This is a genomic window from Parvularcula marina (assembly GCF_003399445.1).
GTDB classification, from domain to species: domain Bacteria; phylum Pseudomonadota; class Alphaproteobacteria; order Caulobacterales; family Parvularculaceae; genus Parvularcula; species Parvularcula marina.
Window position 1 is genome coordinate 970348 of the sequence record NZ_QUQO01000001.1, and the last position, 25165, is coordinate 995512.

The window sequence follows — 25165 nt, forward strand, 5'->3', positions numbered from 1 at the left end:
GTGCAATTTACGAACCGGCCATTTTTCTACATTGCCCCGAAATCTCTAACGAAGGCAAGCCTGCACTTTTGGCGTCAGGTTCATGCGTTTTCGTGCGGTATATATAGAGACATCAAGCGTGGCAGGATCGGTTCATGAACCTCCCCAAAACCTGATTGTGACGATTTTGCCACATTCCGCCCCACTGTCTGAGCCTCAACTGAGGAAGCGTAGCCTCACCGTGTCCTATTCTCGACAGGCGGGCCGGCGAGGTGCCGGTATTGGATCGTACCGCCTAGTCCAACCATAAAATTGATAGGCGAAACGAGATGAAAATCAGAACTGAAGAAACGGGACGCACCCGCGTCCTGACGATGACGTCTGCCCTGGCGCTCGTCATGGCAGGCTTCATGGCGGCTCCCGCATCCGCACAGGATGATGGTGCGGATGATGATAATGGCGACACAGTCGTCGTCACCGGGTCTCGCGTTGCCAGAGATACATTCACGGCCGAATCCCCCGTGACGGTCATTTCAGGCGAGGCGTTGCAGCTATCTGGCGACCTCGACCTGGGGGAAGTCCTCCGTAAACAGCTGGCTGTCGGCGATGGCGGTTTTACACAGAGCAACGTGCTGTCCGGTGGCGGTGCTCAGTCGGTCGACCTTCGTAGTCTTGGTGCGGACCGTACGCTGAACCTGATCAATGGTCGCCGTGTCGCGTCTTTTGCTGACTCGCTGCAGAACGAAGCTGCGGACCTCAGCTTTATCCCTCAGGCCATGGTCGAACGGATCGAGATCCTTCGTGACGGGGCCTCCGCGGTCTATGGCGCTGACGCTGTCAGCGGTGTGGTGAACATCATCCTCAAGGATAATTTCGAAGGGTTCGAAGTCAGCGGCTTTGCCGGACGAAGCACTTTCGATGACCGCGACCAGTTGCAGGTCCAGGCCGTTCTAGGCACGAACTTCGACCGCGGGAATATCGTTTTTTCGGCTGAGTACAATTACGCCGAACTCGTTCCGCAAACGAACCGTGACTGGGCTGTCCCGACAATCTCCTTTATCGGCGAAGGCAGCCAGACGATTGCCAACGGCTCTTCTGCCCATCCGGGCGGCGCGTTCATCTTCGATACGAATGGCGATGGCGTCTTTAGCATCAACTCGGCATTTGCCGGTGATGACAATTTCTTCTGTACGCTCCCCATTCGTCTCGGCGGTGATGAAATCACCAATGTAGGCCTAAATGGCTGCCCGTCTTTTGCGCCTTCAGCAATCGATGAGCTTCCCGAAGGCCGGTATGACTACGCGCTTGAGCAGTCGATCCTGAACGGCAGCGAAGTCATCAACATTGCGACGACAGGTCATTATGACCTCAATGAGAATGTCAGAGCATTCCTTGAATTCCAGTATTCCGACCGCGAATCTGTAAGCAAGCTGGACGGCAACCCGTTCTTCCAAGGGAATGGGCCTGGCAACTTCCCCAACGTCGATATTCCCGGAACCAACCCCTACAACCCTTATCCGGGTGAAGCTGCTCAGCTTTATCGCCTGCGTCCATCGTCAACGGTCGGCACACGACGTTCCGACATCGATGCTTCCTCCATGCGGATGGTTTTTGGCCTGCAGGGCGAAGATCTGTGGGACAGGTTCAACTGGGAGCTTTCCTATCTCTACTCTGAAGTCGATTCCTCGATTGCCTCACAAGGCATCTTCAATATGCAGCGACTGCAGACGATTGTTGATCCGGCTCTCTGTGCGGCAGACCCTGTCTGCGTGAGCTCTTTGCAGCCGGGCTCTCTCGGTGCCCTTGATGTCTACCGTCCGGGAAATTGGTCTCAATCCGAAATCAACTATTTCGGCTATACGGCTGAGTCCCGTTCTCGCTTCACGCAGGAAGCCGTTTCCGGCTTTATTGGCGGAGACATTTTCGAGCTCCCCGCAGGGCCTCTCGGTGCCGTCATTGGCTTTGATTATCGCGAGGAAACCGTCGACATCAATCCTGACTCCATCACCGAATCCGGCGTCAGTATCGCAAACCAGACGTTTTCAACGAACGGGGCCTTTGACACTTATGAAGTCTTCGGTGAGCTGAACATCCCGCTCCTTAAGGATGTGCCTCTTGTGGACTACCTGTCCCTGAACCTTCAGGGCCGCGCGTTTGAATACTCAAACTTCGGTAGCGATTCTGTCTACAAGGTCGGCGTCAACTGGACTGTCACGGATGAACTTCGGATCCGCAGTACGCTCGGTACTGCCTTCCGTGCACCAACCCTCGTAGATGTCTTCTCGGGCGGGACGGTCGGCTTCTTCTCAATCAATGATCCGTGTAGTGGCACGACGTTAACGGGCCCAGAAGGTACGGCAACGCGCCTTGCCAACTGTGCGTCCGCTGGCCCTCTTGGCGTTCCCATGGGCTATCAGCAACCGGCTCAACAGCTTCCTGTCCTTGGTGGGGGTGACCTTGCAGATGGTACCTTCGATCTTGAGCCAGAACTGGCAGAGACCTTCACTTTTGGTGTGATCTACTCACCGAGCTTCATCAGTGGGCTGCGGGTCTCTGCAGATTACTATGACATCGAAGTCGATAATTTCATTTCGGTGACTGATCTTGAAAACGAGATCCTGGACGTCTGCTATGACAGCCCGAATTTGAGTGATCCGACATGCTCGCTCATCACGCGGGATGCCAATGGCAACCTTCAGAATCTCACTCGGACGCCGATCAACCGGACACCTCCGCTTGAGACGTCCGGCATCGATTGGGCTGTGGACTACAGCTTCAATGCCGGTCCAGGCGTTGCCAGCCTGAGCCATCGCGGGACGTATGTCCTCGAGTTCAGCCTCTTCCCCGGTGAAGGGAATTACGGCGGCGCAACGACAGGCCAAGGTGCCGTTCCAGAATACCGCCTGACAGGTGCTGCGCGTTATGACTGGAACAACATGTTCGGTGAGCTGCGGGCAAACTACACGCCCGAAATGGATGACGTGAATTACGGGGGCGATAACGCTCTTGGTTATGATGTCATCGACAGCCTGCTGATCTTCGACGCCGTCGGCGGTTGGGAAATCGATGACAGCACCAAGCTGTCAGTCGGGATCAACAACCTGACGAATGAAGAGCCGCCCTATGCCTTCAACATCGGCGCGAATGCGCTGGTGGGTGTGCATGGCTCGGCAGTGGTTGGGCGGTACTATTTCGCCCGGATCACCAAACGCTTCTGATCCAAGCATCGCCGGGAAAGCCGAGCTTTCCCGGTAAGGATCGCATTATCGTCATCCCTGCCCTCCTGGCAGGGATGACATTTCTGCCTGCCCCCCAATGTGACAATTTTACTACATGTCTGGCCGCATTCATTTGCCGCCCTGAGGGAGAGCTCTTGCCTCGTGTCCTAGCTTTGACGGGCGGACCGGCGGGGTGCCGGTATTGGGGGCGCGTGAGCGCAGCCGGATCGAGCCGTCGCGTCAAACTACAGTCGATAGGCGAAATCATGAGAAAAATGGAATTTGAAGAAGTTGGGCGAAATCGGTTGCTCACGGTGACCTCGCTCATCGCACTTATGGCGGCCGGCACAGCCACCACAGGTGCATGGGCACAGGATACGAGTGGTGATTCAGGGGTAGATACGATCAACGAGGAAGAACTCGATGATCAGGACAGCGGTGATACAGTTGTTGTCACAGGGTCGCGCGTTCGCCGCGATACCTTCACCTCGATCTCGCCACTTCAGGTCATTGATGCGCAAGAGTCACTCGAAGTCGGTCTGATCGACCCTTCGCAGATCCTGCAACAATCTGAGGCGGCATCAGGCCAACAGATCGATTCCACATTCGCTGGTCTCGTCCTATCAAACGGCCCGGGCTCTGAAACCGTCAACCTTCGTGGCCTTGGCGCGAACCGCACTCTGCTCCTCATCAATGGTCGCCGGATGGCACCAGCGGGTGTCGAGGGGGCTCCTTTCGCGCCGTCCATCAACCTCGTCCCCGGCTCACTCGTTCAGCGTTATGACCTCCTTCTTGATGGTGCTTCATCCGTCTACGGTTCTGACGCTGTGGCCGGCGTGGGTAACATCATTCTGCGCAAGGACTTTGAAGGTCTGGAACTTCAGGCATCTGGCGATTACCCGACTGAAGGCGCTGGCCGCGACTACACGCTGAGCGCAGCGTGGGGTAAGAACACAGATCGCGGCTTCTTCGGCCTCGGTGTCGAATATGACTATCAGGAAGAGGTCAAACTTTCTGACCGCGATTTCCTTTCGGGATGCGACCAGGATATCGAAATCACCGAGTCTGGTGAAATTCGCTCTCAGTCAATTGATTTCCAGGTCCGGTATGGCGATCTCGGCCAGTTCTATCCGGCTGAATCCTGTATCCCGGCTTCTCTCGGTCGTCGAATTCGCCGTGTTCCGGGTGGACTGGGCTTTGTCTACTACACCCCTGGCGAAACCAATGTCGGCATTCCGAACTTCTCGGAAGACTCTCAATACTCTGTACCCATCGATGGTGATGGAGATGGCGTAACCGATGTTGTCTATCTCGACTATTCCCCGAACGGCGTCCTGAACAACAACTCGTTTATCAACGAGCAAAAGCGTTTCTCTGGGATGGCCTATGGCGAGTACACCTTCGAAGGCGATATGAATATCACGCCGTTCTTCGAAGCGATGTATGTGAAGAATGAAATTTTCCAGGACTCAGGTGCATCACAGCTGTTCACCGTCGTTCCGGCATTGAACCCATTCAACCCATGTAACCCGAACCAGCCGAACGGTGTGGATTGCGGTCTGGCAGCTGACAGTCTGCTGACGAACCCGAACTATATCGAGAGCTTCCGTCGCTACTACTTTGATGGTCGCGGTGGCGGTACGCCGGGCTGCTTTGGCTTGTCACGAGATGCTTGTACGCCCGCAGCCTTTGGCCTCCTCAATGGACCGCTCGGGCCTCAACAAGCCGGTGGCGGCGTGGTCGTTGAAGGCGACCGTGACATCACCGAGGTCGATATCTGGCAAGCCCGCCTCGTCGGCGGTGTTCGTGCGGACCTTCCGTTCATGAGCTTTGCGACACTGAATGATTGGGCACTGGAAGCATCATATAGCTATACAAAGTCAGATGGTGATTCTTCCCGCCCGGGCATCCGTGATGACCGTCTGCACTACGCGCTTGGCTTTGACCCGGTCCAGAGAACAGAGACTGGTGCTCTGGTCGACCTCGTCGCACCGTGTACGCCAATCCTGCTTGGGGATCCGAACGATCCGAGCGATGACACACCGATCACGGTCTCATCTGACGTTGCTGATGGCTGCGTTGCGGTGAACCTTTTCGCGCCCTCGCTTTATGACAGTGTCATTGGCGATTTTGCGACACAGGCAGAACGTGACTATGTCTTCGATACACGTGACTTTAACACTGTATACGAACAAACTGTCTTCAACGCATTCCTGACAGGCAATCTCTTTGAGCTTCCTGCGGGCGACGTGGCAGCAGTGGTTGGTGTCGAATACAGAACTGATAAGCTCGAATCGAACCCGGACGATGTTGCGCGTGACGGGCTGTTCTTTGGCTTCTTCTCTGATGCCGGCGGCGTCGGTGAGAAGTGGACACGAGAAGCATTCGTCGAGCTCGATGTGCCAGTTCTTCAGGGCAAGCCGCTTATCCGTTCACTGGACCTGAACGGCTCAGCGCGCTGGACGGAAGATGAGTTCTATGGTGCTGCCTGGACATACTCTGTCAAAGGGGGCTGGCGTCCATTCGACTCTCTCCTTCTCAAGGCGAGCTTCGGGACATCTTTCCGTGCGCCGAACCTGCGGGAAAACTTCCTGCTTGGGACGACGGGCTTCAACAATGTCACCGACCCTTGTGTGACACCTCAGGCAGCCGTCGGTGTGGATGGTTCCTACAACCCGACACTCGACACACGTGATCCGATCACGCTTCAGAACTGTATGGCTGAAGGCATCGATCCGACGAACTTCTCGCCGGTTCCAGGCAATGTTCAGGTATACAGCACTGAGGTTCAGTCAGGTGGTGCACTCGATCTCAACGAGGAAACCAGTGAATCATTCACGATGGGTGCCGCATTTGAACAGCCTTGGTTCGATGCCTTCGATCTGAACATCAATGTCAACTACTATGACATCGAAATCGAAGATTCAGTCATCAGCCCGACAGCACAGTTCATCCTGAATGACTGCTATTCGAACCCACAGCGGACGAACCTCTCGTCGCCATTCTGTTCACGGATTACGCGTGAGGGGCCTGGCGGTGTCGAACCGGGTCGTCTCGACGTGATCGATCAGGGCTTCATCAACCGTGACAAGGAAACTGTGACGGGCCTCGACTATAATGTTGATCTTGGTTGGGATATGACCATGTGGGATCAACCGGTTGATTTCGGCATTGATGTCCGCGCCAACCAGCTCCTTGAACGCGACAACATTCTTGTTGACGCGGCAGGCGTCGGCACACCCGACAGTTTTGTCGGTGAACCGAGCTTCCCGGAGTGGACTGGCCGGGTCACTCTCCGCGCCGATCTCTCTGACTATCGCTTCACCTGGCAGACCCGTTACGTAGGTGACGTGGAGCAGGACGCGGCTGGCATCGATCCGTTCTCGGATGCTTTCGATAGCCAGGGCACCGGCTTTGTCGGGCACAACTGCGGCGGTCCGACGGTGGGTGACGAGCTTTGCCGTGACGTCGGATTTGCTGACGAGGTATTCTATCACACAGCCTCGATCCGCTATCAGGGTGATACCTGGCGCGTTGTAGCAGGTGTCGAGAACATCTTTGCCACCGAACCGGCTCTCGTGAATGGTGGCGAGTTCCAGGCGAACAACAACGCCGCAATCGGTGCCGGCTATCTTTACGATGGCCGTCAATACTTCCTCACAGTACGGAAGAAATTCTACTAAGAGGTCTCTCCCAGACTCTCTTCCTAGTAGAAGGCCTCGCGGAGAAATCCGCGGGGCCTTTTTCATTAGGTCGCCTCGAACGACACAGCAGCGCGAAAAGCTCACCTGAAGACCCTGAGATGAGATGGCGCATCGAGACGACGTCTACACCTCAGCTCCTCTTCCCCATGGCCGTTCGTGAGGAATCGCAGATTTTCTCTCAGCCCCTCTGGCCTATTGGTTGAACGGGCCTTATAGATCGCCATTCGGAGCGGGTGTGGCGGAACTGGTAGACGCACCAGATTTAGGTTCTGGCGCCGCAAGGTGTGGAGGTTCGAGTCCTCTCACCCGCACCATCTAACCCGGCCTCGCATTTCGCTGCTTGAGGCCGTTTTATTGCGCTATCGCCTTTTGATATTTGAGCGCATGTCCGCATCGAGGCGACCCTCTCGCCTGCAAACTCTCTATTGCTCGTGAACAGTACGCTCAGAAAATGAAATCAGGTTCCATCTCGGGAATATCGAACGGGGCCGGAACATCATCCGGCATCGGGAAATCCACCATAGGATCAGCGAGGTGTGGGATATCAAACCCGTCCGGCCGTTCATCCAGAGGACGCAGTCGTTCTGGATCATCAAACACGAAATCAACCGTATCCGTACTGCCTGTAATCGACTGGAAAGAATAAACAGACCCGCCATTCGGGTTTAGCGAGATGACGTCCGACAGATCGACGAGCGCCTCGCCCGCCCCGAAGATGGTGATGCTGGCGCCCCCATTGATGAAGCTCAATTGAAGGTCATCCGAGTCGCCATCGCCATCGAAATCGCCACCAGCAAAGGCAATCGCATCATCGAGCGCTGCCAGGATCGCATAGGCCGCCCCGGCGCCCAGCGCCTCGCCCTCATAGGTGACCCGGAAGAGAAGCTGGTCGGGCTGGTTGCCATCAAAAGCGGCAATAATATCCGCGCCAAAGTCAGCAGAGATCCCGGTGATCTGGCCGTTTTCTGTATGCACGGTGATATCGAAGAGGAAGCTGTCCGCCCCGCTCTGACCTTCGAGCCAGTCATCGCCCTCGCCACCAGCCAGCGTATCAGAGCCGGACCCGCCATAAAGAATGTCCGCACCCGCATCGCCCAAAAGGATGTCGTTGTCGGTGCCGCCATCGAGTGTGTCATCCCCCTGACCGCCCGAAAGGTGGTCCCAACCGGCATCTCCCATCAGCCAGTCAGCACCTCGCCCACCGTCGAGCGTGTCCGCGTGATCGCCGCCATGAAGCTCGTCGCGATCATCCCAGCCGAAGAGGATATCCTTGCCCGCGCCGCCATAGAGCGTGTCATGACCATGCCCGCCATCGAGCGTGTCCTGACCATTTCCGCCCTCAAGATAGTCCGCGCCCGCGCCGCCACTGATGGCATCGGCGCCCTCTTCACCGAGCAGGATGTCATCGCCGCCGCTGCCCTCGAGCTTGTCGTCGCCCTCTCCGCCGCTCAGGACATCATTGCCGCCCCCGCCATTGAGAAGGTCATCGCCGTTCTCGCCATAGAGATCATCATCGCCGCCGCCGCCCTGCAGGGTATCCCTACCCGTCCCGCCGAAGAGCAGATCCGTTCCCTCGCCGCCATCGAGATAATCCGTATCCGCCCCACCGATCAGCGTGTCATCGCCAGCGCCACCGAACAGTAGGTCGCGACCATCGGCCTCTTCATCCATATAGATGATGCCGATACCGCCGGGCCGGACATAAAGCGGCAGAACAAGGCTGCCGCCATAGAGATAGTCATTGCCGTCATCGCCAAGCAGCGTGTCATGGCCGCTGCCGCCGCGCGCCGTGTCATCCCCTTCGCCGCCGCGGATGTAATCAAGCCCGTCGTCGCCTTGCAGAAGATCGTTGCCCTCATCGCCATAAAGGCTGTCATCCCCGGCGCCGCCTTCAAGATCATCATCGTCGGCGCCCCCGGAAATCAGATCCTCGTCCTGATTGCCGTTGAGGTCGTCTCGGCCAGCGCCCCCAAAGAGCGTGTCATTCCCCGCACTGCCGGAGAGTTTGTCGAGACCTTCCTCCCCATAAAGAATATCATCACCCTTGTCGCCGAAGAGGTCATCATTCCCCTTGCCGCCGACCAGCGTGTCTTCCGCGTTCCCGCCAAGCAGGGTGTCCTTGCCATCGCCGCCGATCAGGTAATCCCGCCCCGCATCACCGCGCAGGAAGTCATCGCCCGCACCCCCGGAAAGATTATCCCGGTCAGCGCCCCCATGAAGCCGGTCGTTGCCCGCGCCGCCACTCAGCGTGTCGTGACCGTTCTGCCCCCAGAGGATGTCGCTGCCATTTCCGCCGATCACGACATCGTCCGCAGCTCCGCCGTCGATCGTGTCGTTGCCGTCTTCCCCGAGAAGATAATCTTCACCGCCCCCACCGGCGATACTGTCCGCCCCTGCGCCGCCACTAACATAGTCCGCCCCCAGACCAGCGCGTAAGGTATCGTCGCCTTCCTGCCCGAAGACTAGATCATGGCCATCGCCAGCTTCGATCAGGTCATTGCCGCCTTCACCGATGATGTTGTCGTCAAGCGCTGTATCCCCGAACAGGATGTCCGCACCATTCTCACCACGGATCGTATCGTCTCCGATGCCGCCGACCGCTGTGTCATCGCCGCTGCCGCCCAGCAGGCTGTCATCACCGGTGAGACCGAGCAGGTAGTCGGAGCCCCCGCGTCCGTCGAAATAGTCATCGCCGAAGGCATTTTCGCCGAGACCGGGGAAAAGCTCGGACGTGTCATCGCCAAAGACGAGGCTGCCGCCGGGCGTGCCGACAATGATGGTGACGACGACTTCGCGAAGCGTTCCGCCATCGAGAAAAAAGAAGGTGAACTGGTCGATGCCTTCGAAGCCGGAGAGAGGCACATATTCGAAGGTTCCATCTGGATTGAGAGTCAGCTCACCACGCGATACATCCGTACCCAGAATAACGAATCCGGCAAGGGGGTAGTTTACGTCGCCGCTGACCGTTCCGTTACGGTCCCCGGCATACCAGATCTGACCTGTTGATGGGCTCTCCTCGGCCATCAAAACCCCTGACGCGGCCTGCTTCTCTCTCGCGCGTTACATACACCATCGGCTAAGTCATTGGCAATGAAAGAGAAGTTTAATCGTCAGTTCTCGCTCCAATAGCGTGCAGGGCGTTGGGTATTTTCTGCCATAGGGTGTCAGCTGTCAGTCCGGGGCCATATTGCAAGGACGATTCACCGTGCATCCATGCGCCTGCCCCTGCTGCCGCTTGACTATCAACACCTTGCGCAAGCCAGCCGGCAATGATGCCGGAGAGCACATCGCCCGATCCCGCGGTGGCAAGATAGGGGCTCGAACGCGTGTTGATGACGGGCGTTTTGCCCGGTGCAGAAATGACGGTTGCCGCCCCCTTTAGAAGGACGGTCTGACCGGATTTACGGGCTGCTTCTTCTGCCCTCTCAAGCGGTGATCCGGATACGTCAGAAAACAGCCTTTTGAACTCGCCCTCATGCGGCGTCAGGACCGATCCTTCAGGGCATCCCGCCAACCGCTCCGCCCGTTTCGCCAAAAGCGTGAGAGCATCCGCATCCAACAGGAGAGGCTTGCCCGCCGAAAGCACAGCCCCAAGCCATGCGGCGGCTTTCTCATCCGTCCCCAGCCCCGGACCAATGGCGATGGCCGCAATCTTGTCACTGGCCGCAAAGTCCGCCAGCTCACTTTCGTCGCGAACCGTCCGTAGCATGATCGCATCGATGCTGGCCGCGTAGATATCTGCCGCCTGAGCAGAGACCGCCAGCGTCACGGCACCTGCGCCGGTCACTGCCGCTGCCTTTGCCGTCAGCCTCGCCGCCCCGCCCTGATGACGTGGCCCGCCGACGACCAGCAACCCGCCCCGCGCATATTTATGCGCAGCGGATGGTGGAAGGGGCATGCGATCCCACCAAAGAAGAGGATGGTTCCAGAGGGCGTCCTCCTCCCCTTCGCAGAGATCAAGACCGATATCGGCGACATGAAGCTGACCCGAATAGCAACGTCCCTCGGCCAAAAGGTGACCCGGCTTTGCCGCGCCGAAGGTGACCGTGACATCTGCTTTCAGCGAATCCCCGAGCACTTCCCCTCTTGTCCCGCAGAGGCCGGAGGGAAGATCGACGGCCAGAACCGGTCCGCCGCTCGCAGCCGCCCGACGCAAAACTTCCGCGAGTTTCCCCTCAATCGACCGGGCCAGTCCCGCGCCGAAAAGCGCGTCGACGATCAGGGGCGCGGCGGAAAAATCAGCCTCCTCGAGCGGCACCGGCGTTATGCCTGACGCTTCGCAGGCAAGCTTTGCGTCTCCCTTGAGCGCGCCAGCCGGCCAGTCGCTCGCGATGGTCACGGGCCAGCCCGCCTCTTTCAGGAGGCGCGCGATCACCCAGCCATCCCCGCCGTTATTGCCGGGACCAGCAAGGATCAACACCGGCCGCCGGGGCCAAATCCCGCGCAAAACGGTCACAACGGCCTGCCCGGCGCGCTCCATCAGCACAATCCCGGGCGTCCCGCCCGCAATGGTGCGCGCATCGATCTCAGCCATGTGAGCAGGAAAAATGAGCTGCCGCCCGGATTTTGGAGCTGAATTCATCATGAGTCTCAGCGCATTGCTTCGCCCGGCGGACATATCTAGACTGCGTCCAGTCCAAGCCCAAGGTATCCAAGCATGAAAAAGGTCGAAGCCCTCATCAAACCCTTCAAACTCGATGATGTGAAGGAAGCGCTTCAGGGTCTGGGCCTGAAAGGCATGACCGTGTCCGAAGCCCGCGGTTTTGGCCGTCAGAAGGGGCATACGGAACTTTACCGTGGCGCGGAATATGTCGTTGATTTCCTGCCCAAGCTGAAAATCGAGATCGTTGTCGATGACAATCAGGTCGATGATGTCCTGCGGGCCATTACCGAAGCGGCGCAATCGGGCCGGATCGGGGACGGCAAGATCTTCGTGACGCCAGTCGAGCAGGTTGTCCGCATCCGCACCGGCGAGACGGGCTCCGCCGCCCTCTGATGCCAACTCTCTCATGAACGCTGTGCAGGAACGCTTTGCCGCGTTGCGGCTGGCGCGTTCTCGCGGCATCGGTCCTGTCACCTATCGCCAGCTGGTCCGAAAGTTCGGCTCAGCAGAGGCGGCGATTGCCGAACTCCCCCAATTCCTCGCCGCGAAAAAAGTGCAAGGCCGGATCTCGATTGCACCTGAAACCGAGATCGAGACGGAGCTGTCCGCCATTGACCGCAAAGGGGCCACGCTTCTGGTCCTGGGCGACGAAGCCTATCCCGAGCTTCTGGCGGCCATTGCCGATCCGCCCCCGGTTCTGACCGTTATCGGGGACACAGCCCTTCTGGGCCGGGCAGGCGTTGCGATCGTCGGGGCCCGGAATGCTTCTGCTGCGGGCCGCCGCATGGCCGCCGATCTGGCAGGGGATCTGGGCGATTTCGGCTGGGTCATCACCTCGGGGCTTGCGCGCGGTATCGATGGCGCCGCCCATGAAGCATCCCTCGGCACAGGGACGATTGCTGTTCTCGCAGGCGGGGTCGATAGCATCTACCCGCCGGAACATGCCGAGCTTTATCATGCCATCGCCGCACAGGGCGCTGTCATCTCCGAAATGCGGATGGGACAGACAGCCACCGCGCGGGACTTCCCCAAGCGCAATCGCATTGTCTCCGGGCTGACGCGCGGGGTCGTCGTTGTCGAAGCCGCGGAACGCTCCGGCACGCTGATCACCGCCCGCCTGTCGCTGGAGCAGGGCCGCGATGTCTGCGCCGTGCCCGGCTCGCCGCTTGATCCGCGCTCAGCGGGCACGAACCGTCTTATCCGTCAGGGGGCGGTTCTTGTGAGGCACGCCGATGATGTCATGACGGCCCTCGGCGATATGGAGAAAGCGCCGCCTGCGCCTTTCTTCCAGTTTGAGGAGGACGAGCAGGCTCCCCTCCCCGAGGAAGAACAATCGCGCCTGAAGGACGAGATCATCTCCCTCCTCAGCTTAACGCCGATCCATCGGGACGAGTTGTTGCGGCTGTCTTCAGCCAGCCCTGCTCAGCTGGCGGACATATTGCTGGATCTGGTGCTCTCAGGCACCGCCGATGAGGGCTCAGGCGGCATGTTCACGTTGTCGGCTTCCGCCTGACACGCCGCCATAAAACCGTCGAACGCGGCCCAGAACTGCTCTCTATACTCATCTTTTTCCATCAGCAGCTCATGGCGTGCGCCCGGCACGGTCACCAGCTTGATGAAGGGATATCGTTCTGCCAGCTCATGGTGATGGGTCGGATCGACCGTCTCATCCCAGTCGGCCGAGACGAGGAGAACGGGCGCCTTGATCCCTGATAACGCCCCCGGCGCATCAATGCGCAAATGTGCCGCCATCGCCGCATTAACCCAAGCATAGCGCGGATGCCCGGCCATGGAGTCAGGCTCTTTTAGCTGCAGCTTCTTGAAGCGATCATGGCGGATCGGATCTTGCGTTAGCTTATTGGTCGGAAAATACATGGACTGCTCGGGCGCGACCGAAATCGGCCGCCGGGCCTGCCGGAAGAACAGAGCCGTCCGCGCCATGGTCCGTACAATGAACCTCTTCACTCCACTCGGATAGAGTCGGGTGAAAGGGGCACTGAGCACGACGCCATCGATCGGGCGATCACCTGTTGCGAGCCATTCAAGCGTAATCGTGCCGCCCATGGAGTGCGCCAGCAGGTAATGCGGCGCCGGGAAGTTCGCGACGAAATCGGCAAAGACTTCATCCATATCGCGAACGAATTTGCGGAAATCATCGATCAGCGCACGATCATCATTCATCGCGACACGATGGGAATAGCCCTGCCCGCGCGGATCGCAGATCATCACATTATATTGCTTGTCCCGCAGCTCGGTTGCGACCTCGGCATATTTCTCGATGAACTCCGCCCAGCCGGGCACGACGAGAAATGATCCTTTTGCGTGGTCCAGTTTCGGCAGGGTCGCGATGCGCAGCCGCGCGCCGTCCGCCGCCTCAATGAAATGCGCGGACATTCCCTCCGGTAACGGATTTTCGGGGATTTCAATGAGATGTGCGTCAGACATTTGCTGTCTCCAGGCGGGCCATCACCCCCATATCGCCGCTGATTTTCAACCGGCCGGTAATGAAACTGTTCTGCAGGCGATGACCGCCCTCCGCAAAAAGCTGGCTAAGATCAGGAAAATCAATTCGCCAGAGGCAAAACCGCGTCGCCACCGCTTCGGGCGACTCCGCGCTCACCTTAGGCGGCGCTGTCCTACCATCCACCCAGAAGGCATAATCCGCATCGAGAACTTCGATACGGATCACACCATCAAAGGCTTGCGGGAAGAATTTTCCCGCGGCGGACAGCAATTCCTGATCGACCAACTTACTCAGCCGGCTTCACAAAGCGAAGGGTCATGCGGTCGCTCTCGCCAATGGCAAGATATTTCTCCGCATCAAAACCTTCAGGCGCGTCTTCGCCCTCACGTGGGGTGCGGCTGACTGGCGGCAGGGTCCAAACCCCGAAAGGGTGATCGGCCGTGTCCATCTCATTCGCGTTGATTTCGGATTCTGCATCGAGCACGAAGCCAGCGGCTTCGGCCAGGGCAATGACGGTCGATTGCTTCATGTACCCGGATCTTTTCTGAAGCTCCGTGTCCATTTCCTCGGGCAGGCGGTGGTCAACAACCCCCAGCACACCACCGGGCTTCAGCGCCGCATAAAAGCTCCCAAAAGCTTGATCCGCATACCCGCGCATTTCCCAGTTGTGAACATTGCGGAAGGTCAGGACCATATCAGCCGCGCCCGGCTCGGCCTTGATCCCCTCGCCATCGACAAACGGGATAAGATGCGCATCGCCGAAATCACCAGTCATGTATTTGGTCTTGAAAGCCTCAGCACGCTGCGCAGCGCGCTCACTTGTCGAGGCTTCGAAATCCGCCCCGATATAGGTGCCGCCGCCAAGGCCCACATAAGGGGCGATCACATCCTGATACCAGCCGCCGCCGGGAGTCACCTCGATGACTGTCATCGTCGGCTCAAGCCCGAAGAATTCCAGCGTCTCCGCCGGATGACGATATTGATCGCGCGCTGCTGCATCCGCACGCGCCGGATCGGCGAGCACGGTGGCCAGCGTCACCATGCCGTCATCGTCCATCTCTTCACTCATGGCTTCAGCACCGTCTTCAGCAGGCGCCATCCCATCTTCCATTTCGGCGGCGGGCGTTTCGGCAGGAGTCTCAGCCTCGGACTCTTCACCGCCGCAGCCGGCAAGAGCGAGGGCAAGGACGGATACAGTCACAAATTGAAGGCGCATAAAGGGTCTCCCTGATTCTATACTGCCGGGCCTCTTAACCTTGTCCGGGAAAGAGTACCAAGCTTCTCGGCAAATTCTCGTCAGTTTCGCCTCCCGCCCTCTTGCAACCCCAAAACACAGCTCCAAATTATATCCTGTCGGCGGCAAATGCGCCGGCGCGTCAGGGTTTGTCTTCCTCGCCATTTTGGGAGGGTCAGCGCGGCCAAGGCGCTCAGTTATTGCTCATCAAGGAGAATGACATGCGTAGCTATGATCTCACCCCGTATCTGCGGTCCACTGTGGGTTTTGACCGCCTTTTCAATGACCTCGTCGATAATGCGACCAAACTCGAGACAGGCGGCTATCCGCCCTACAATATCGAGCGCACGGACGAGAACCATTACGAAATCACCATTGCCGTTGCCGGCTTCTCCGAAGACGACCTCGAGCTGGAAGTCATCGACCGTGACCTGCGCGTGACGGGCCGCCGCCCGACCGAAGGCGACGAAACCCGTGAATTCCTGCATCAGGGTATTGCCGGCCGGAACTTCGACCGCCGCTTCCGCCTCGCTGAACATGTGCATGTTGCTGGCGCTGAGCTGAAAAACGGCCTTCTGACCATCTCGCTTGAGCGCGAGATCCCTGAAGCCAAAAAACCCCGGAAAATCGAGATCGGCGCCAAATCCGAAGGCCCGAAAGTGCTGAAAGCCTCGAACGCGGCCTAAGCCTTCTCTTTACCTCCCCATTTCTGCCTTGGCGCCCGGTTCCCCCGGGCGCCTTTTTTCGTCTCACGCGCCCCCGTGTCCCTTCTGGATTTCTGTGCTAAAGAGAGAGGCCCGGGAATGGTGAGGAGGCATGCGTGTCACGTAAGAGTTTGATTTTTGGTGCTTTGCTGGCCGCAACGCTGGCCGGATGTGTGACCACCCCGCCGGCGGCGGAATATGGTGAGATCGTCACGGTGCAGTACGATCCCAACAATTACGACCAGACCCGCACGGCGGCTTCCGCCCAGTCGCAATGCCGCGCCAAGGGCTATGCGACCGCAGTGCCTTACGGCCAGCAGCCGACGACGCGGCAGGGCTGGGCCTACCGCACCTTCGCCTGCATCAGCTGATCAGATCAGAACGACGGCAAGTCAGTCGCCCGCGCCTCATCCAGGTAGCGGGCCGCTGTCACGTTGAGCGCGTCGTCGAGATCGATCATCAGCGGATTGCCGGTCGGAATCTCAACGCCGGTGATATCTTCATCCGAGACGCCAAAGAGCAGCTTCACCAGCGCACGAAGCGAATTGCCGTGCGCGGCGACCAGCAGGTCACCCGATTTCAGCGCCGGGACCATCTCGGCTTCCCAATAGGGTTGCACTCGCTCCAGCGTGATCTTGAGGGATTCCGTTTTCGGCACATCGATCCCGGCATAACGGCGATCCGTCAGGCTGGGGAAAGCCGATGAATCGTCAAGCGGCGGCGGCGGGATGTCATAGCTGCGCCGCCAGATATGGACCTGCTCCTTACCGTGCTTCTCGGCGGTCTCCGCCTTGTCGAGCCCGGTCAGGCCGCCATAATGCCGTTCATTCAGGCGGTAATCCTTGGTCGTCGGCAGCCAGAGGATCCCGGCGGATTCAAGCGCCAGATTGAGGGTCTTGATCGCGCGCGTCTGAACAGAGGTGAAAGCGCGCGCAGGCTCGAAACCTGCTTCGACCATCAGCTCGCCTGCGCGTCTGGCCTCGGCCTCCCCCTTCTCCGTCAGCGGAACGTCAACCCAGCCGGTGAACCGGTTCTCAAGGTTCCACTGGCTCTGGCCGTGACGGATGAGACAAAGCTTCGGCATGGGCAGGTTCCTTTTCGACTTCACTCGCTTCCGATAGCGGCATGCAGGGAGATTGCAAACCGCCCTGCCCACTGACGGCAAGTTGGGCTAGGTTTTGCCGATGAAAATCCGGCATCTGATCCTCCTTGCGCTCACAGCGCTTATCGTCGCCCCGGTCGTTGCCTGCGGCACGGTGCAGCGCGTTGCCGTCCCCGCTGCCGAGCCGCTGATCCCGGCAGGCATGATGCGCCTGCCCGCTGCGGGGGAGGATAAGTTCGTGGTCCTGACGATCGATGATGCGCCCTCTTCGCGGACGCAAGAGATCGTCGATCTGCTCGCCCGGTATGATGCGCGCGCAACATTCTTTGTGCATACGGATCAGATTTCAGAGGATACGCGGCTCGCCCTCTTAGCCGCCATCGAACAAGGCCATGAGCTCGGCAGCCATCTGCCCGCAGACGAGCCTGCCTGGAAAATGAGCGAGGAAGAATTCAGCGCCGCCTTCGCAAAAGCCCATACGGAGCTTGCTACATTCGGAGATGGTGCCCGCCTTTATTTCCGGCCGCCACATGGGATCTACCGCCCTCGCAATATGGACACGTCGCTCACGGCATATGGATATGACCGTCCGTTGGCGGCCCTGGGCATTCAGCGCCGCTATGTGCTTGCGTCCTTTATCCCTTGGGATGCAGGAGGGAACAAGACGAATACGGATGATCCAGACCTCAATGCGAAACGTGCCCGGAAATATGCAGGCCAGCTTGCCCGCAATGTCTATCCCGGCGCGATTGTCGTCTTTCACGATGGCGAGGCCGGCGGACGCGAGGCGCGTCTCGCTGCGACCTTCATCTCCCTTGAAGCCTTTCTCATCGCAATGGACGAGAAAGGCTATGACGTGATCAGCCTGTCACAAGGGATCGACCGGATCAGTCGTCCAGAATGAAGGTCACCTGAAGGCCGACACGGTATTCATCGATCTTGCCGTCCTTGATGGTCATTTTCTGATCCTGCACCCAGGCGCCCTGCACATTGTTGAGGGTCTTGCAGGCGCGTTCGATGCCTTTTTCCGTTGCGTCCTCGAAGCTCTTTTTCGATGCGGCGATGATTTCGGTCACACGGGCAATAGCCATGGATTTCCTCCTTCTGGATTGATGGACCCCGAGCCGAGCGCGTCGGGGATCAAAAGGTCAATGATCGAAAGCAGTTACCGTTCCGGGCGGAGGGACATCTTGCCCGCGCGGCACTTCGCTGCCATGGCATCCTGACCGACATGAGAGGATAACCCATGCTGCCGACCCCTGTTGCCGATCTTGCCGCCAACACGCTCGCTTATGAGATCACACCAAAGGTCAAACCGACGGGCTTTCGCGAATATGATGCGCGCTGGGTTTTCGAAAAAGAAATCAACCTCCTCGGCATTCAGGCCCTTGGCGCCGGGCTCGGCACGCTGATCCATGAGCTGGGTAAACGCCCGGAGATTGTCGTCGGCCATGACTTCCGCGGCTATTCGACCTCGATCAAGCAGGCCCTGACCGTCGGGCTGATGGGCGCCGGGATTACGGTCCATGATATCGGCCTTGCCCTCTCGCCGGTGGCCTATTTCGCGCAGTTTGATCTCGACGTGCCTTGCGTCGCCATGGTCACCGCGAGCCACAACGAGAATGGCTGGACTGGCGTGAAGATGGGCGTTGATGCCCCCCTGACCTTCGGCCCGGACGAGATGGGCCGCCTCAAGGATATTGTCCTGAATGGTCAGTATAAAGCGCGCGAGGGCGGCGGGTATAAATGGGTTGAGGGGATGCGCGAGCGTTACATCGCCGACATCGTCAAGGATGTGAAAATCTCTCGCCCACTGAAAGTCATCGCGGCTTGCGGCAATGGCACGGCCGGCGCCTATGCGCCCGAGGCCCTCTCCCGCATGGGAGTTGAGGTCATCCCGATGGATGCGGAGCTCGATCACACTTTCCCGAAATATAATCCGAACCCTGAAGACATGAAAATGCTTCATGAGATGGAAGCGGCGGTCAAGGAACATGGCGCCGATGTCGCGCTCGGCTTTGATGGTGATGGTGACCGCTGCGGCGTTGTCGATAATGAGGGCGTTGAGATCTTTGCCGACAAGATCGGCGTCATGCTGGCCCGCGACCTCTCCAGCCAGCACGAGAAGGCAACCTTCGTCGTCGATGTCAAATCGACCGGCCTTTTCATGACCGACCCGGTCCTGATCGAGAATGGGGCGACCACGCATTACTGGAAGACCGGCCACTCATATATCAAGCGGCACACGACTGATCTTGATGCCCTCGCAGGGTTTGAGAAGTCCGGGCACTTCTTTTTCCGTGAGCCCTATGGACGGGGCTATGATGATGGCCTCGTCGCCGCTGTGGCGATCCTCAAAATGCTCGACCGCAATCCGGACAAGTCGATGGCGGATCTGCGCCGCGCGCTGCCGACGACCTATCAGTCGCCGACCATGTCGCCGCATTGCGATGACGACAAGAAATACGGCGTCGTTGACCGGATCGTGAAACAGCTTGAAGGCAAGACCGAACTGATCGGCCAGAAAGTCCGTGATGTGAACACCGTCAATGGCGTGCGCATCACTGTCGAGGACGGCACGTGGGGCCTTGTCCGCGCCTCCTCCAACAAGCCCGAGCTTGTCGTCGTGGTCGAAAGCCCGGTCTCCGAGGAGAACCGCAACGCCATGTTCCACGCGATCGAGAAAGTCATGGCCGGCTATCCCGAAATTGGCGAGTTCAACCAGAAGCTCTAAGTCGGCTTTTGCATTTCGGCGCCTTTTGTTTTATCGTTTATCGAACAAAAGGGAGATCGACATGTCACTCGGCAATCTCGCATTGGTGGGGGTGATCATCGCCTTCGCCGTCTATCTGACGCTGATGATCATCGGCATGATCGCAGCCTTCCCTTACGGCATTATCGGCCTTGTCGTCCTCGGCTTCATGGGCCTGCTTCTGATCGGCGTCCTGATGCAGCGCGCCGGCGACAAGGAAGACCGTCATTACGTGGACAATGTGAAGGAATGAGTATGCTCGTCGTCACCACCGAACACCTGCCCGGCTATCGGGTAACGGAATCGCTTGGCCTTGCCCGCGGCAATGTCATCCGTGCAAAGCATGTCGGCAATGACATCATTGCCGGGCTCCGCAATCTCGTCGGCGGCGAAGTCACCGAATACACCAAGCTGATGGCCGAAGCGCGCGAGCAGGCGATGGACCGCATGATCAAACACGCCGAGAGCCAGGGCGCGGATGCCGTCATCGGCATGCGGTTTACGACCTCGCTGATCACGCAAGGCGCCGCTGAGATCCTCGCCTTTGGTACGGCGGTGAAGATCACGGCGGATGCAGGCGGCAGCGGCAATCAAAGCTCGATGATGCGTCGGATCGACTGAACTTCGATTTAGAGGACCATACCATGCGTAGACTGATCTCTTCTGCTTTATGTTTCACGGCAATTGGTCTCGCCACCGCGCCAGCATTCGCCGAACAGCCTGTGCTGGAACGCCAATGGCTGACGGATGGATTCACAAATCCCGAAGGCGTCGCGGCAGCACCTGATGGCTCCTATTTCATCTCGAATGTCGCAGGGTGGGCTGCCGAGGCGGATGGTGAGGGCTGGATTTCTGTCATGTCCGCAGATGGTGCATTACTCACCGAAAAATGGGCCGAGGGCCTTGATGCGCCCAAGGGCATGGTCGTGCATGACGGTATTCTTTACGTCGCCGACATCACGATTGTCCGTCGTTATGACATCAAGACCAGGGAAGCCCTTCCGCCCCTCCCCGCGCCCGGCGCCAAATTCCTGAACGACATGACCGTCTGGCATGGCCATGTACTGGTCTCGGATTCGCAGGGCGCAAGCATTTATACGTTGACGGATCAAGGCTTTAAAATCTGGGCGCAGGACGAAGATCGCCTCGGCGGGATCAATGGCCTGCTCGGCGATGGCGACCGCCTGCTCGTGTCCACAATGTCGACCGGCAGCCTGCTGGAAGTCGACAAGGACAAGAACTGGACGAAGATCGCCTCAGGCATGGTGGATGCGGACGGTATTGGCATCGTGCCCGGCGGTTATCTTGTCTAGGCCTGGCGCGGCGAGATCTATTTCGTCAGCAATGAAGGTGATGTCACTTCGCTGCTGAATACGCGCGAGGAAGGCATCAAGCAGAATGATCTCTCGGTCTTCGGTGACTTGATCATCGTGCCCAACTGGGACCCCAGCACGGTGTCCGCGTGGAAGCTGAAATAAAAAAGCGGCGCTGCAGCGCCGCTTTTCTTTTGAAATACTAGGCTTTTTACCCAAGCAGCTCTGCAACCGCGTCGCGCTCTTCACGGAGTTCTTTCTCCGTGGCCGCGAGTTTCGCTTTCGCGTAGTCGTTCAGCTCAATGCCCTGAACGATCTCATATTTGCCGCCCGAGCAGGTGCAGGGATAGCCGAACATGATGCCCGGCTCGATGCCGTAGGAGCCGTCCGCCGGCACGCCCATCGAGACCCACTCGCCGTCAGCGGTGCCGAGCGCCCAGTTGCGCATATGGTCGATGGCGGCAGACGCCGCGGATGCCGCCGACGAAGCGCCGCGCGCCTTGATGATCGCCGCGCCGCGCTGCTGCACGGTCGGAATGAAGTCTTCCTTGTACCAATTTTCATCGACCTTGGAGAGCGCAGCTGACCCGCCGACAGTCGCTTGATAAAGGTCCGGGAACTGGGTCGAGGAGTGGTTGCCCCAGACGACGACGTGGTTGACGTCGGTCGTCGCCGTGCCGGTTTTCTCAGCCAGTTGCGACATCGCCCGGTTATGGTCGAGGCGCATCATTGCGTTGAAGCAGGAAGGGTCGAGGTCCGGCGCATTGGCTGAGGCGATCAGGGCATTGGTGTTGGCCGGGTTGCCGACCACGAGGACTTTGACGTCGCGGCTGGCGCCGGCGTTCAGCGCCTTGCCCTGCGGGCCGAAAATGCCGCCATTGGCGGACAGAAGGTCTTTGCGTTCCATCCCCTCTTTGCGCGGCATCGCGCCGACCAGGAGGCCATAATCGCAGCCGTCAAACGCCTTGTTCGCGTCATCGGTCGGGTTGATCGCATTGAGCAGCGGGAAAGCGCAGTCATTCAGCTCCATGCAGACGCCTTCGAGTGCGCCCAGGGCCGGGGTGATCTCAAGCAGGTTGAGATTCACCGGCTGGTCCTTGCCCAGCATGTCACCGCTGGCGATGCGGAAAAGAAGGGCATAGCCGATCTGGCCGGCGGCGCCGGTGACGGTCACGGTGACGGGTGCTTTCATGGGAAGTTCCTTTCTCGAACGAGCGGTGTTTGCGCAGCGGTTAAGCGCAAACTGGCCCGCTTGCGAAGGGGGTCCGGCAGGAGAGTTAGCTTTGGGTCAATTTGCCTCTGCCGCCTGCATGGCCGCGATGAGCTCTCCGTCCCGCGCCTTGGCCTTCAGATAGGCGGGCCGGTCCGTCAGCCGGGCGGCATAAGCCTCAAAGCCGGGCTTTTTCGGCAGGGTGCCGAACTGCAAGCCCCAGATGATCTGGCTGCCGACATAGACATCGGCGGCGGTGAATCGGTCGCCCGCAGCGAAATCCTTGCCATCGAACGCCGTCTCGAAAGCGTTGACCGTCCGCTCGTAACTGCCAAAGCCGACTGTGCCTTCCTTTTGCGGCCCTTCAGGCACCCATCCCATGGAGTTGGCGGTAATGGCTTGCTCGACCGGGCCCGCCGCAAAGAACATCCAGCGATAATAATCGGCGCGCTCCTCCGGCTTTGGCGCCAGCCCTTTTTCAGGGAAGGCTTCGGCCAGATAGGCACAGATCGCCGCGCATTCGGTGACGACCTTCCCGTCGTGCCGGATGGCAGGGACTTTCCCCATCGGATTGATCGCCAGATAGGCATCAGACTTCATCTCCGGCCCATAGGTCAGGATGTGCTCCTCATAGGGCTCACCGACCTCCTCCAGCATCCATCGGATGATCTGGGACCGGGACATCGGGTTTGTGTAGAATTCAATACCTGCCATCTGCAGTTCCCTCATACGCGGCATGATCACTGTGCCGGTGGCAGCGACCGGCCCGCAAGCACCCCGCGCAGTGCAAAGCTTCACGGGCGGCCCCAGCCGGGTTACGACAAGGCAAGTTTGTCTGGGAGGACATTTTCATGCGTCGTACCACCCTTGCTCTGGCCATGATGGCTGGCACCATGCTCACAGCCCATGCCGCAGCGGAAACCCCGCTGACCCCGGAGGACATGTTCAAGGTCCGCCATGTCGGCTCCGTCACCATGTCGCCGGATGGCAGCCATGTCGCCTATACCCTGTCGAGAATGCCCGACATCCTAAATGGCGAGGACAATGGCAGCTCTTCATCAGAAGTCCTTATCGCCACAGCCGCCGGTCAGTCGCGGATCTATCTCTCGGCAGATGTCGGCGCTTACAGCCTTGGCTGGAAGGATGAGACGACCCTGACTTATCTTGCGAGCGATGACGGCAAGACCGCTCTCTTCACGCTCGATATCACCGGCGGCGCGCCGCAAAAGCTCTTCTCCTTTGATGAGAGCATCCGCTCTTACGATCTCGCTGATGACGGCAAGGTGATCTTCTTCTCCGCCCGCGATGCAAGCGACCCCAAGGACAAACAGCTCGAGAACATGGGCTTTGACGCCAACATCATCGATGAGGATTACAGCTTCACCCGGCTTTACCGCTATGACGCCACCGCCGGTGAGACGACCTCGTTTGATCTTGAAGGTCAGGTCTCTTCATTTGATGCGTCTGCGGATGGTGATCGCGTCGTGGTTGCCCTCGCCCCCACCCCGCTGGTCGGCGATGACATCATCAACCGGACATACCACATCATCGACGGCGATGATGGCGACGTGCAAAGCGTCATCGATACCAAGGGCAAGATCGGCAAGGCCGAATTCTCCCCGGACGGACGGCGCATCGCCTTTCTTGCCGGCGTCGACCGTCAGGATCCGATCGCCCATACACTTGCCGTCGCCAATGCACGGAATGGTGAGTTCACATTCCTGACCAAGGATCTGGCCGATCAGGTCGATTTTGCGTGGGCGGATAATGGCAGCCTGCACCTCCTTACCCATCGCGGGACGAGCAGCGAATACGCTCGCATGTCCCTCAGTGGACAGAGCAGCGGTGATGCCGTCCATGAGGGCTATGTTGCACGCAGCATTTCCGCCGCTGGCGGTAGCTACGCGATTGCAGCGGATGCGCCGGACCGTCCGCGTGCGCTCTATGTCTCGCAAGGCGGGGATTTGAGCAAATGGACGAGCCATAATGACTGGCTTGCAGACAAGACCCTCGGCAATCAGGAAGTCGTCACCTGGACCGCGCGCGACGGCATCGAGGTCGAAGGCCTCCTGATCACACCGAAAGGCCGCAAGCCCTCAAGAGGCTGGCCGATGATCACCGTCGTTCATGGCGGGCCGGAAGCGCATTATTCGAATGGCTGGGTCACCGGCTATTCAACGCCCGGCCATTTTGGCGCAACGTCAGGCTATGCAGTCTTTTACCCGAACTATCGCGGCTCAACCGGCCGCGGGGTGGACTTTGCCAAGCTCGACCATCTTGATCCGCCTGCCGCCGAATTCAACGACATCGTCGACGGCATTGAGGCGCTTGCCGAAGCAGGGACCATCAACAAGGATAAGGTCGGGATCACCGGCGGCTCTTATGGTGGTTATGCATCCGCCTGGGGCGCAACAGCCCTGTCCGAGCATTTTGCGGCGGCCGTCGTCTTTGTGGCGCTGACCGACCTCATCTCCTTCTCGGGGACGACGGATATCCCCGAGGAAATGTCGGACAGCCATTTCCAGATGTACCCGGAAGGAAACTGGCAGACCTATCTTGAGCAGAGCCCGGTCTATCATGCCGCAAACAGCAAGACGCCGACGCTGATCCTGCATGGCGAAGCGGACCCGCGCGTCCACCCCTCGCAATCGCTTGAGCTCTTCCGCTACCTCAAGCGGGTCGGTCAGGCACCGGTACGGCTTGTCACCTATCCCGGTGAAGGCCACGGCAACCGCCGGGCCGCCGCGCAATATGACTATTCCCTCCGGCTGATGCGCTGGATGGACACGTTCCTCAAAGGGGATGCTGAAGAGATGCCGGGTCACGACCTTGATAAGGTCCGTGCCCTCGCAAAATAAGAACGAGGCGGGAGGAGCCCCAAA

The 25165-nt window shown here is 59.0% G+C and carries 21 protein-coding genes and 1 tRNA gene; 13 read left to right on the forward strand and 9 right to left on the reverse strand.

Features of this window, described 5'->3' with window-relative positions:
* Positions 1–308 precede the first annotated feature (308 nt).
* From DX908_RS04505 to DX908_RS04515, 3 genes are all read left to right on the forward strand, one after another.
* Positions 309–3197: a TonB-dependent receptor domain-containing protein gene (locus tag DX908_RS04505; protein ID WP_116391236.1), complete on the forward strand. Its 2889-nt coding sequence runs from the start codon at positions 309–311 to the stop codon at positions 3195–3197.
* A 314-nt stretch (positions 3198–3511) separates the two neighbouring features.
* Entirely contained in the window at positions 3512–6880 is a 3369-nt protein-coding gene (locus DX908_RS04510) for a TonB-dependent receptor domain-containing protein (RefSeq protein WP_158548497.1), read from the forward strand.
* Positions 6881–7130: 250 nt separating this feature from the next.
* Positions 7131–7215, forward strand: a tRNA-Leu gene (locus DX908_RS04515).
* Positions 7216–7345: 130 nt separating this feature from the next.
* Here DX908_RS04515 and DX908_RS04520 read toward each other — a convergent pair.
* Both DX908_RS04520 and DX908_RS04525 read right to left on the reverse strand, forming a co-directional pair.
* Positions 7346–9925: a calcium-binding protein gene (locus tag DX908_RS04520; RefSeq protein WP_116391238.1), complete on the reverse strand. Its 2580-nt coding sequence runs from the start codon at positions 9923–9925 to the stop codon at positions 7346–7348.
* 79 nt (positions 9926–10004) lie between these two features.
* Positions 10005–11435: an NAD(P)H-hydrate dehydratase gene (locus DX908_RS04525; protein ID WP_158548499.1), complete on the reverse strand. Its 1431-nt coding sequence runs from the start codon at positions 11433–11435 to the stop codon at positions 10005–10007.
* A gap of 123 nt (positions 11436–11558) precedes the next feature.
* Between DX908_RS04525 and DX908_RS04530 the strand changes: the two genes are divergently transcribed.
* On the forward strand, positions 11559–11897 hold the full coding sequence (locus tag DX908_RS04530; RefSeq protein WP_116391240.1) for a P-II family nitrogen regulator: 339 nt from the start codon (positions 11559–11561) through the stop codon (positions 11895–11897).
* Positions 11898–11910: 13 nt separating this feature from the next.
* Complete coding sequence (gene dprA, locus DX908_RS04535) at positions 11911–13017, forward strand: DNA-processing protein DprA (protein ID WP_116391241.1); 1107 nt, start codon at positions 11911–11913, stop codon at positions 13015–13017.
* Here dprA and DX908_RS04540 read toward each other — a convergent pair.
* From DX908_RS04540 to DX908_RS04550, 3 genes are read right to left on the reverse strand one after another with little or no spacing between them, the layout of a single operon-like run.
* Positions 12927–13949, reverse strand: a complete 1023-nt coding sequence (locus DX908_RS04540) for an alpha/beta hydrolase (protein ID WP_116391242.1) — start codon at positions 13947–13949, stop codon at positions 12927–12929. The two genes, dprA and DX908_RS04540, sit on opposite strands and share 91 nt — an antisense overlap.
* The gene (locus tag DX908_RS04545; protein ID WP_158548501.1) at positions 13942–14253 is read right to left on the reverse strand and encodes an SCP2 sterol-binding domain-containing protein; all 312 of its coding nucleotides are present in this window, start codon (positions 14251–14253) and stop codon (positions 13942–13944) included. The genes DX908_RS04540 and DX908_RS04545 overlap by 8 nt, the downstream gene beginning before the upstream one ends.
* Position 14254: 1 nt before the next feature.
* The gene (locus tag DX908_RS04550; RefSeq protein ID WP_116391244.1) at positions 14255–15184 is read right to left on the reverse strand and encodes a class I SAM-dependent methyltransferase; all 930 of its coding nucleotides are present in this window, start codon (positions 15182–15184) and stop codon (positions 14255–14257) included.
* A gap of 239 nt (positions 15185–15423) precedes the next feature.
* Here DX908_RS04550 and DX908_RS04555 point away from each other — a divergent pair, with 239 nt between their 5' ends.
* Together DX908_RS04555 and DX908_RS04560 are read left to right on the forward strand one after the other, a co-directional pair.
* Complete coding sequence (locus DX908_RS04555; RefSeq protein ID WP_116392985.1) at positions 15424–15888, forward strand: Hsp20 family protein; 465 nt, start codon at positions 15424–15426, stop codon at positions 15886–15888.
* 134 nt (positions 15889–16022) lie between these two features.
* Positions 16023–16277: a hypothetical protein gene (locus tag DX908_RS04560; protein WP_147303728.1), complete on the forward strand. Its 255-nt coding sequence runs from the start codon at positions 16023–16025 to the stop codon at positions 16275–16277.
* 5 nt (positions 16278–16282) lie between these two features.
* Here DX908_RS04560 and gpmA read toward each other — a convergent pair whose 3' ends face one another.
* On the reverse strand, positions 16283–16990 hold the full coding sequence (gene gpmA, locus DX908_RS04565; RefSeq protein ID WP_116391246.1) for a 2,3-diphosphoglycerate-dependent phosphoglycerate mutase: 708 nt from the start codon (positions 16988–16990) through the stop codon (positions 16283–16285).
* A gap of 100 nt (positions 16991–17090) precedes the next feature.
* Between gpmA and DX908_RS04570 the strand changes: the two genes are divergently transcribed.
* Positions 17091–17912, forward strand: coding sequence for a polysaccharide deacetylase family protein (locus DX908_RS04570; protein ID WP_116391247.1), 822 nt, complete (start codon positions 17091–17093; stop codon positions 17910–17912).
* Here the strand turns inward: DX908_RS04570 and DX908_RS04575 are convergent.
* Positions 17896–18099, reverse strand: coding sequence for a dodecin family protein (locus DX908_RS04575; RefSeq protein WP_116391248.1), 204 nt, complete (start codon positions 18097–18099; stop codon positions 17896–17898). The two genes, DX908_RS04570 and DX908_RS04575, sit on opposite strands and share 17 nt — an antisense overlap.
* A gap of 155 nt (positions 18100–18254) precedes the next feature.
* On the opposite strand from DX908_RS04575, the gene DX908_RS04580 reads away from it, so the two are divergent.
* From DX908_RS04580 to DX908_RS04595, 4 genes are all read left to right on the forward strand, one after another.
* Positions 18255–19742 (forward strand): phosphomannomutase/phosphoglucomutase, encoded by a 1488-nt coding sequence (locus DX908_RS04580; protein WP_116391249.1) that lies wholly within the window; start codon positions 18255–18257, stop codon positions 19740–19742.
* Positions 19743–19803: 61 nt separating this feature from the next.
* The gene (locus DX908_RS04585; protein WP_116391250.1) at positions 19804–20013 is read left to right on the forward strand and encodes a hypothetical protein; all 210 of its coding nucleotides are present in this window, start codon (positions 19804–19806) and stop codon (positions 20011–20013) included.
* Between the two features lie 2 nt (positions 20014–20015).
* The gene (locus DX908_RS04590) at positions 20016–20381 is read left to right on the forward strand and encodes a YbjQ family protein (RefSeq protein WP_116391251.1); all 366 of its coding nucleotides are present in this window, start codon (positions 20016–20018) and stop codon (positions 20379–20381) included.
* 23 nt (positions 20382–20404) lie between these two features.
* Positions 20405–21073, forward strand: coding sequence for an SMP-30/gluconolactonase/LRE family protein (locus tag DX908_RS04595; protein ID WP_116391252.1), 669 nt, complete (start codon positions 20405–20407; stop codon positions 21071–21073).
* Between the two features lie 211 nt (positions 21074–21284).
* Here DX908_RS04595 and DX908_RS04600 read toward each other — a convergent pair whose 3' ends face one another.
* Both DX908_RS04600 and DX908_RS04605 read right to left on the reverse strand, forming a co-directional pair.
* Positions 21285–22265, reverse strand: coding sequence for a malate dehydrogenase (locus DX908_RS04600; RefSeq protein ID WP_116391253.1), 981 nt, complete (start codon positions 22263–22265; stop codon positions 21285–21287).
* 96 nt (positions 22266–22361) lie between these two features.
* Positions 22362–22997 carry a glutathione S-transferase family protein gene (locus DX908_RS04605; protein WP_116391254.1) on the reverse strand — a complete coding sequence of 212 codons (636 nt, stop codon included), beginning with the start codon at positions 22995–22997 and terminating at the stop codon, positions 22362–22364.
* A 137-nt stretch (positions 22998–23134) separates the two neighbouring features.
* Between DX908_RS04605 and DX908_RS04610 the strand changes: the two genes are divergently transcribed.
* On the forward strand, positions 23135–25141 hold the full coding sequence (locus DX908_RS04610) for a S9 family peptidase (protein ID WP_116391255.1): 2007 nt from the start codon (positions 23135–23137) through the stop codon (positions 25139–25141).
* Positions 25142–25165 lie beyond the last annotated feature (24 nt).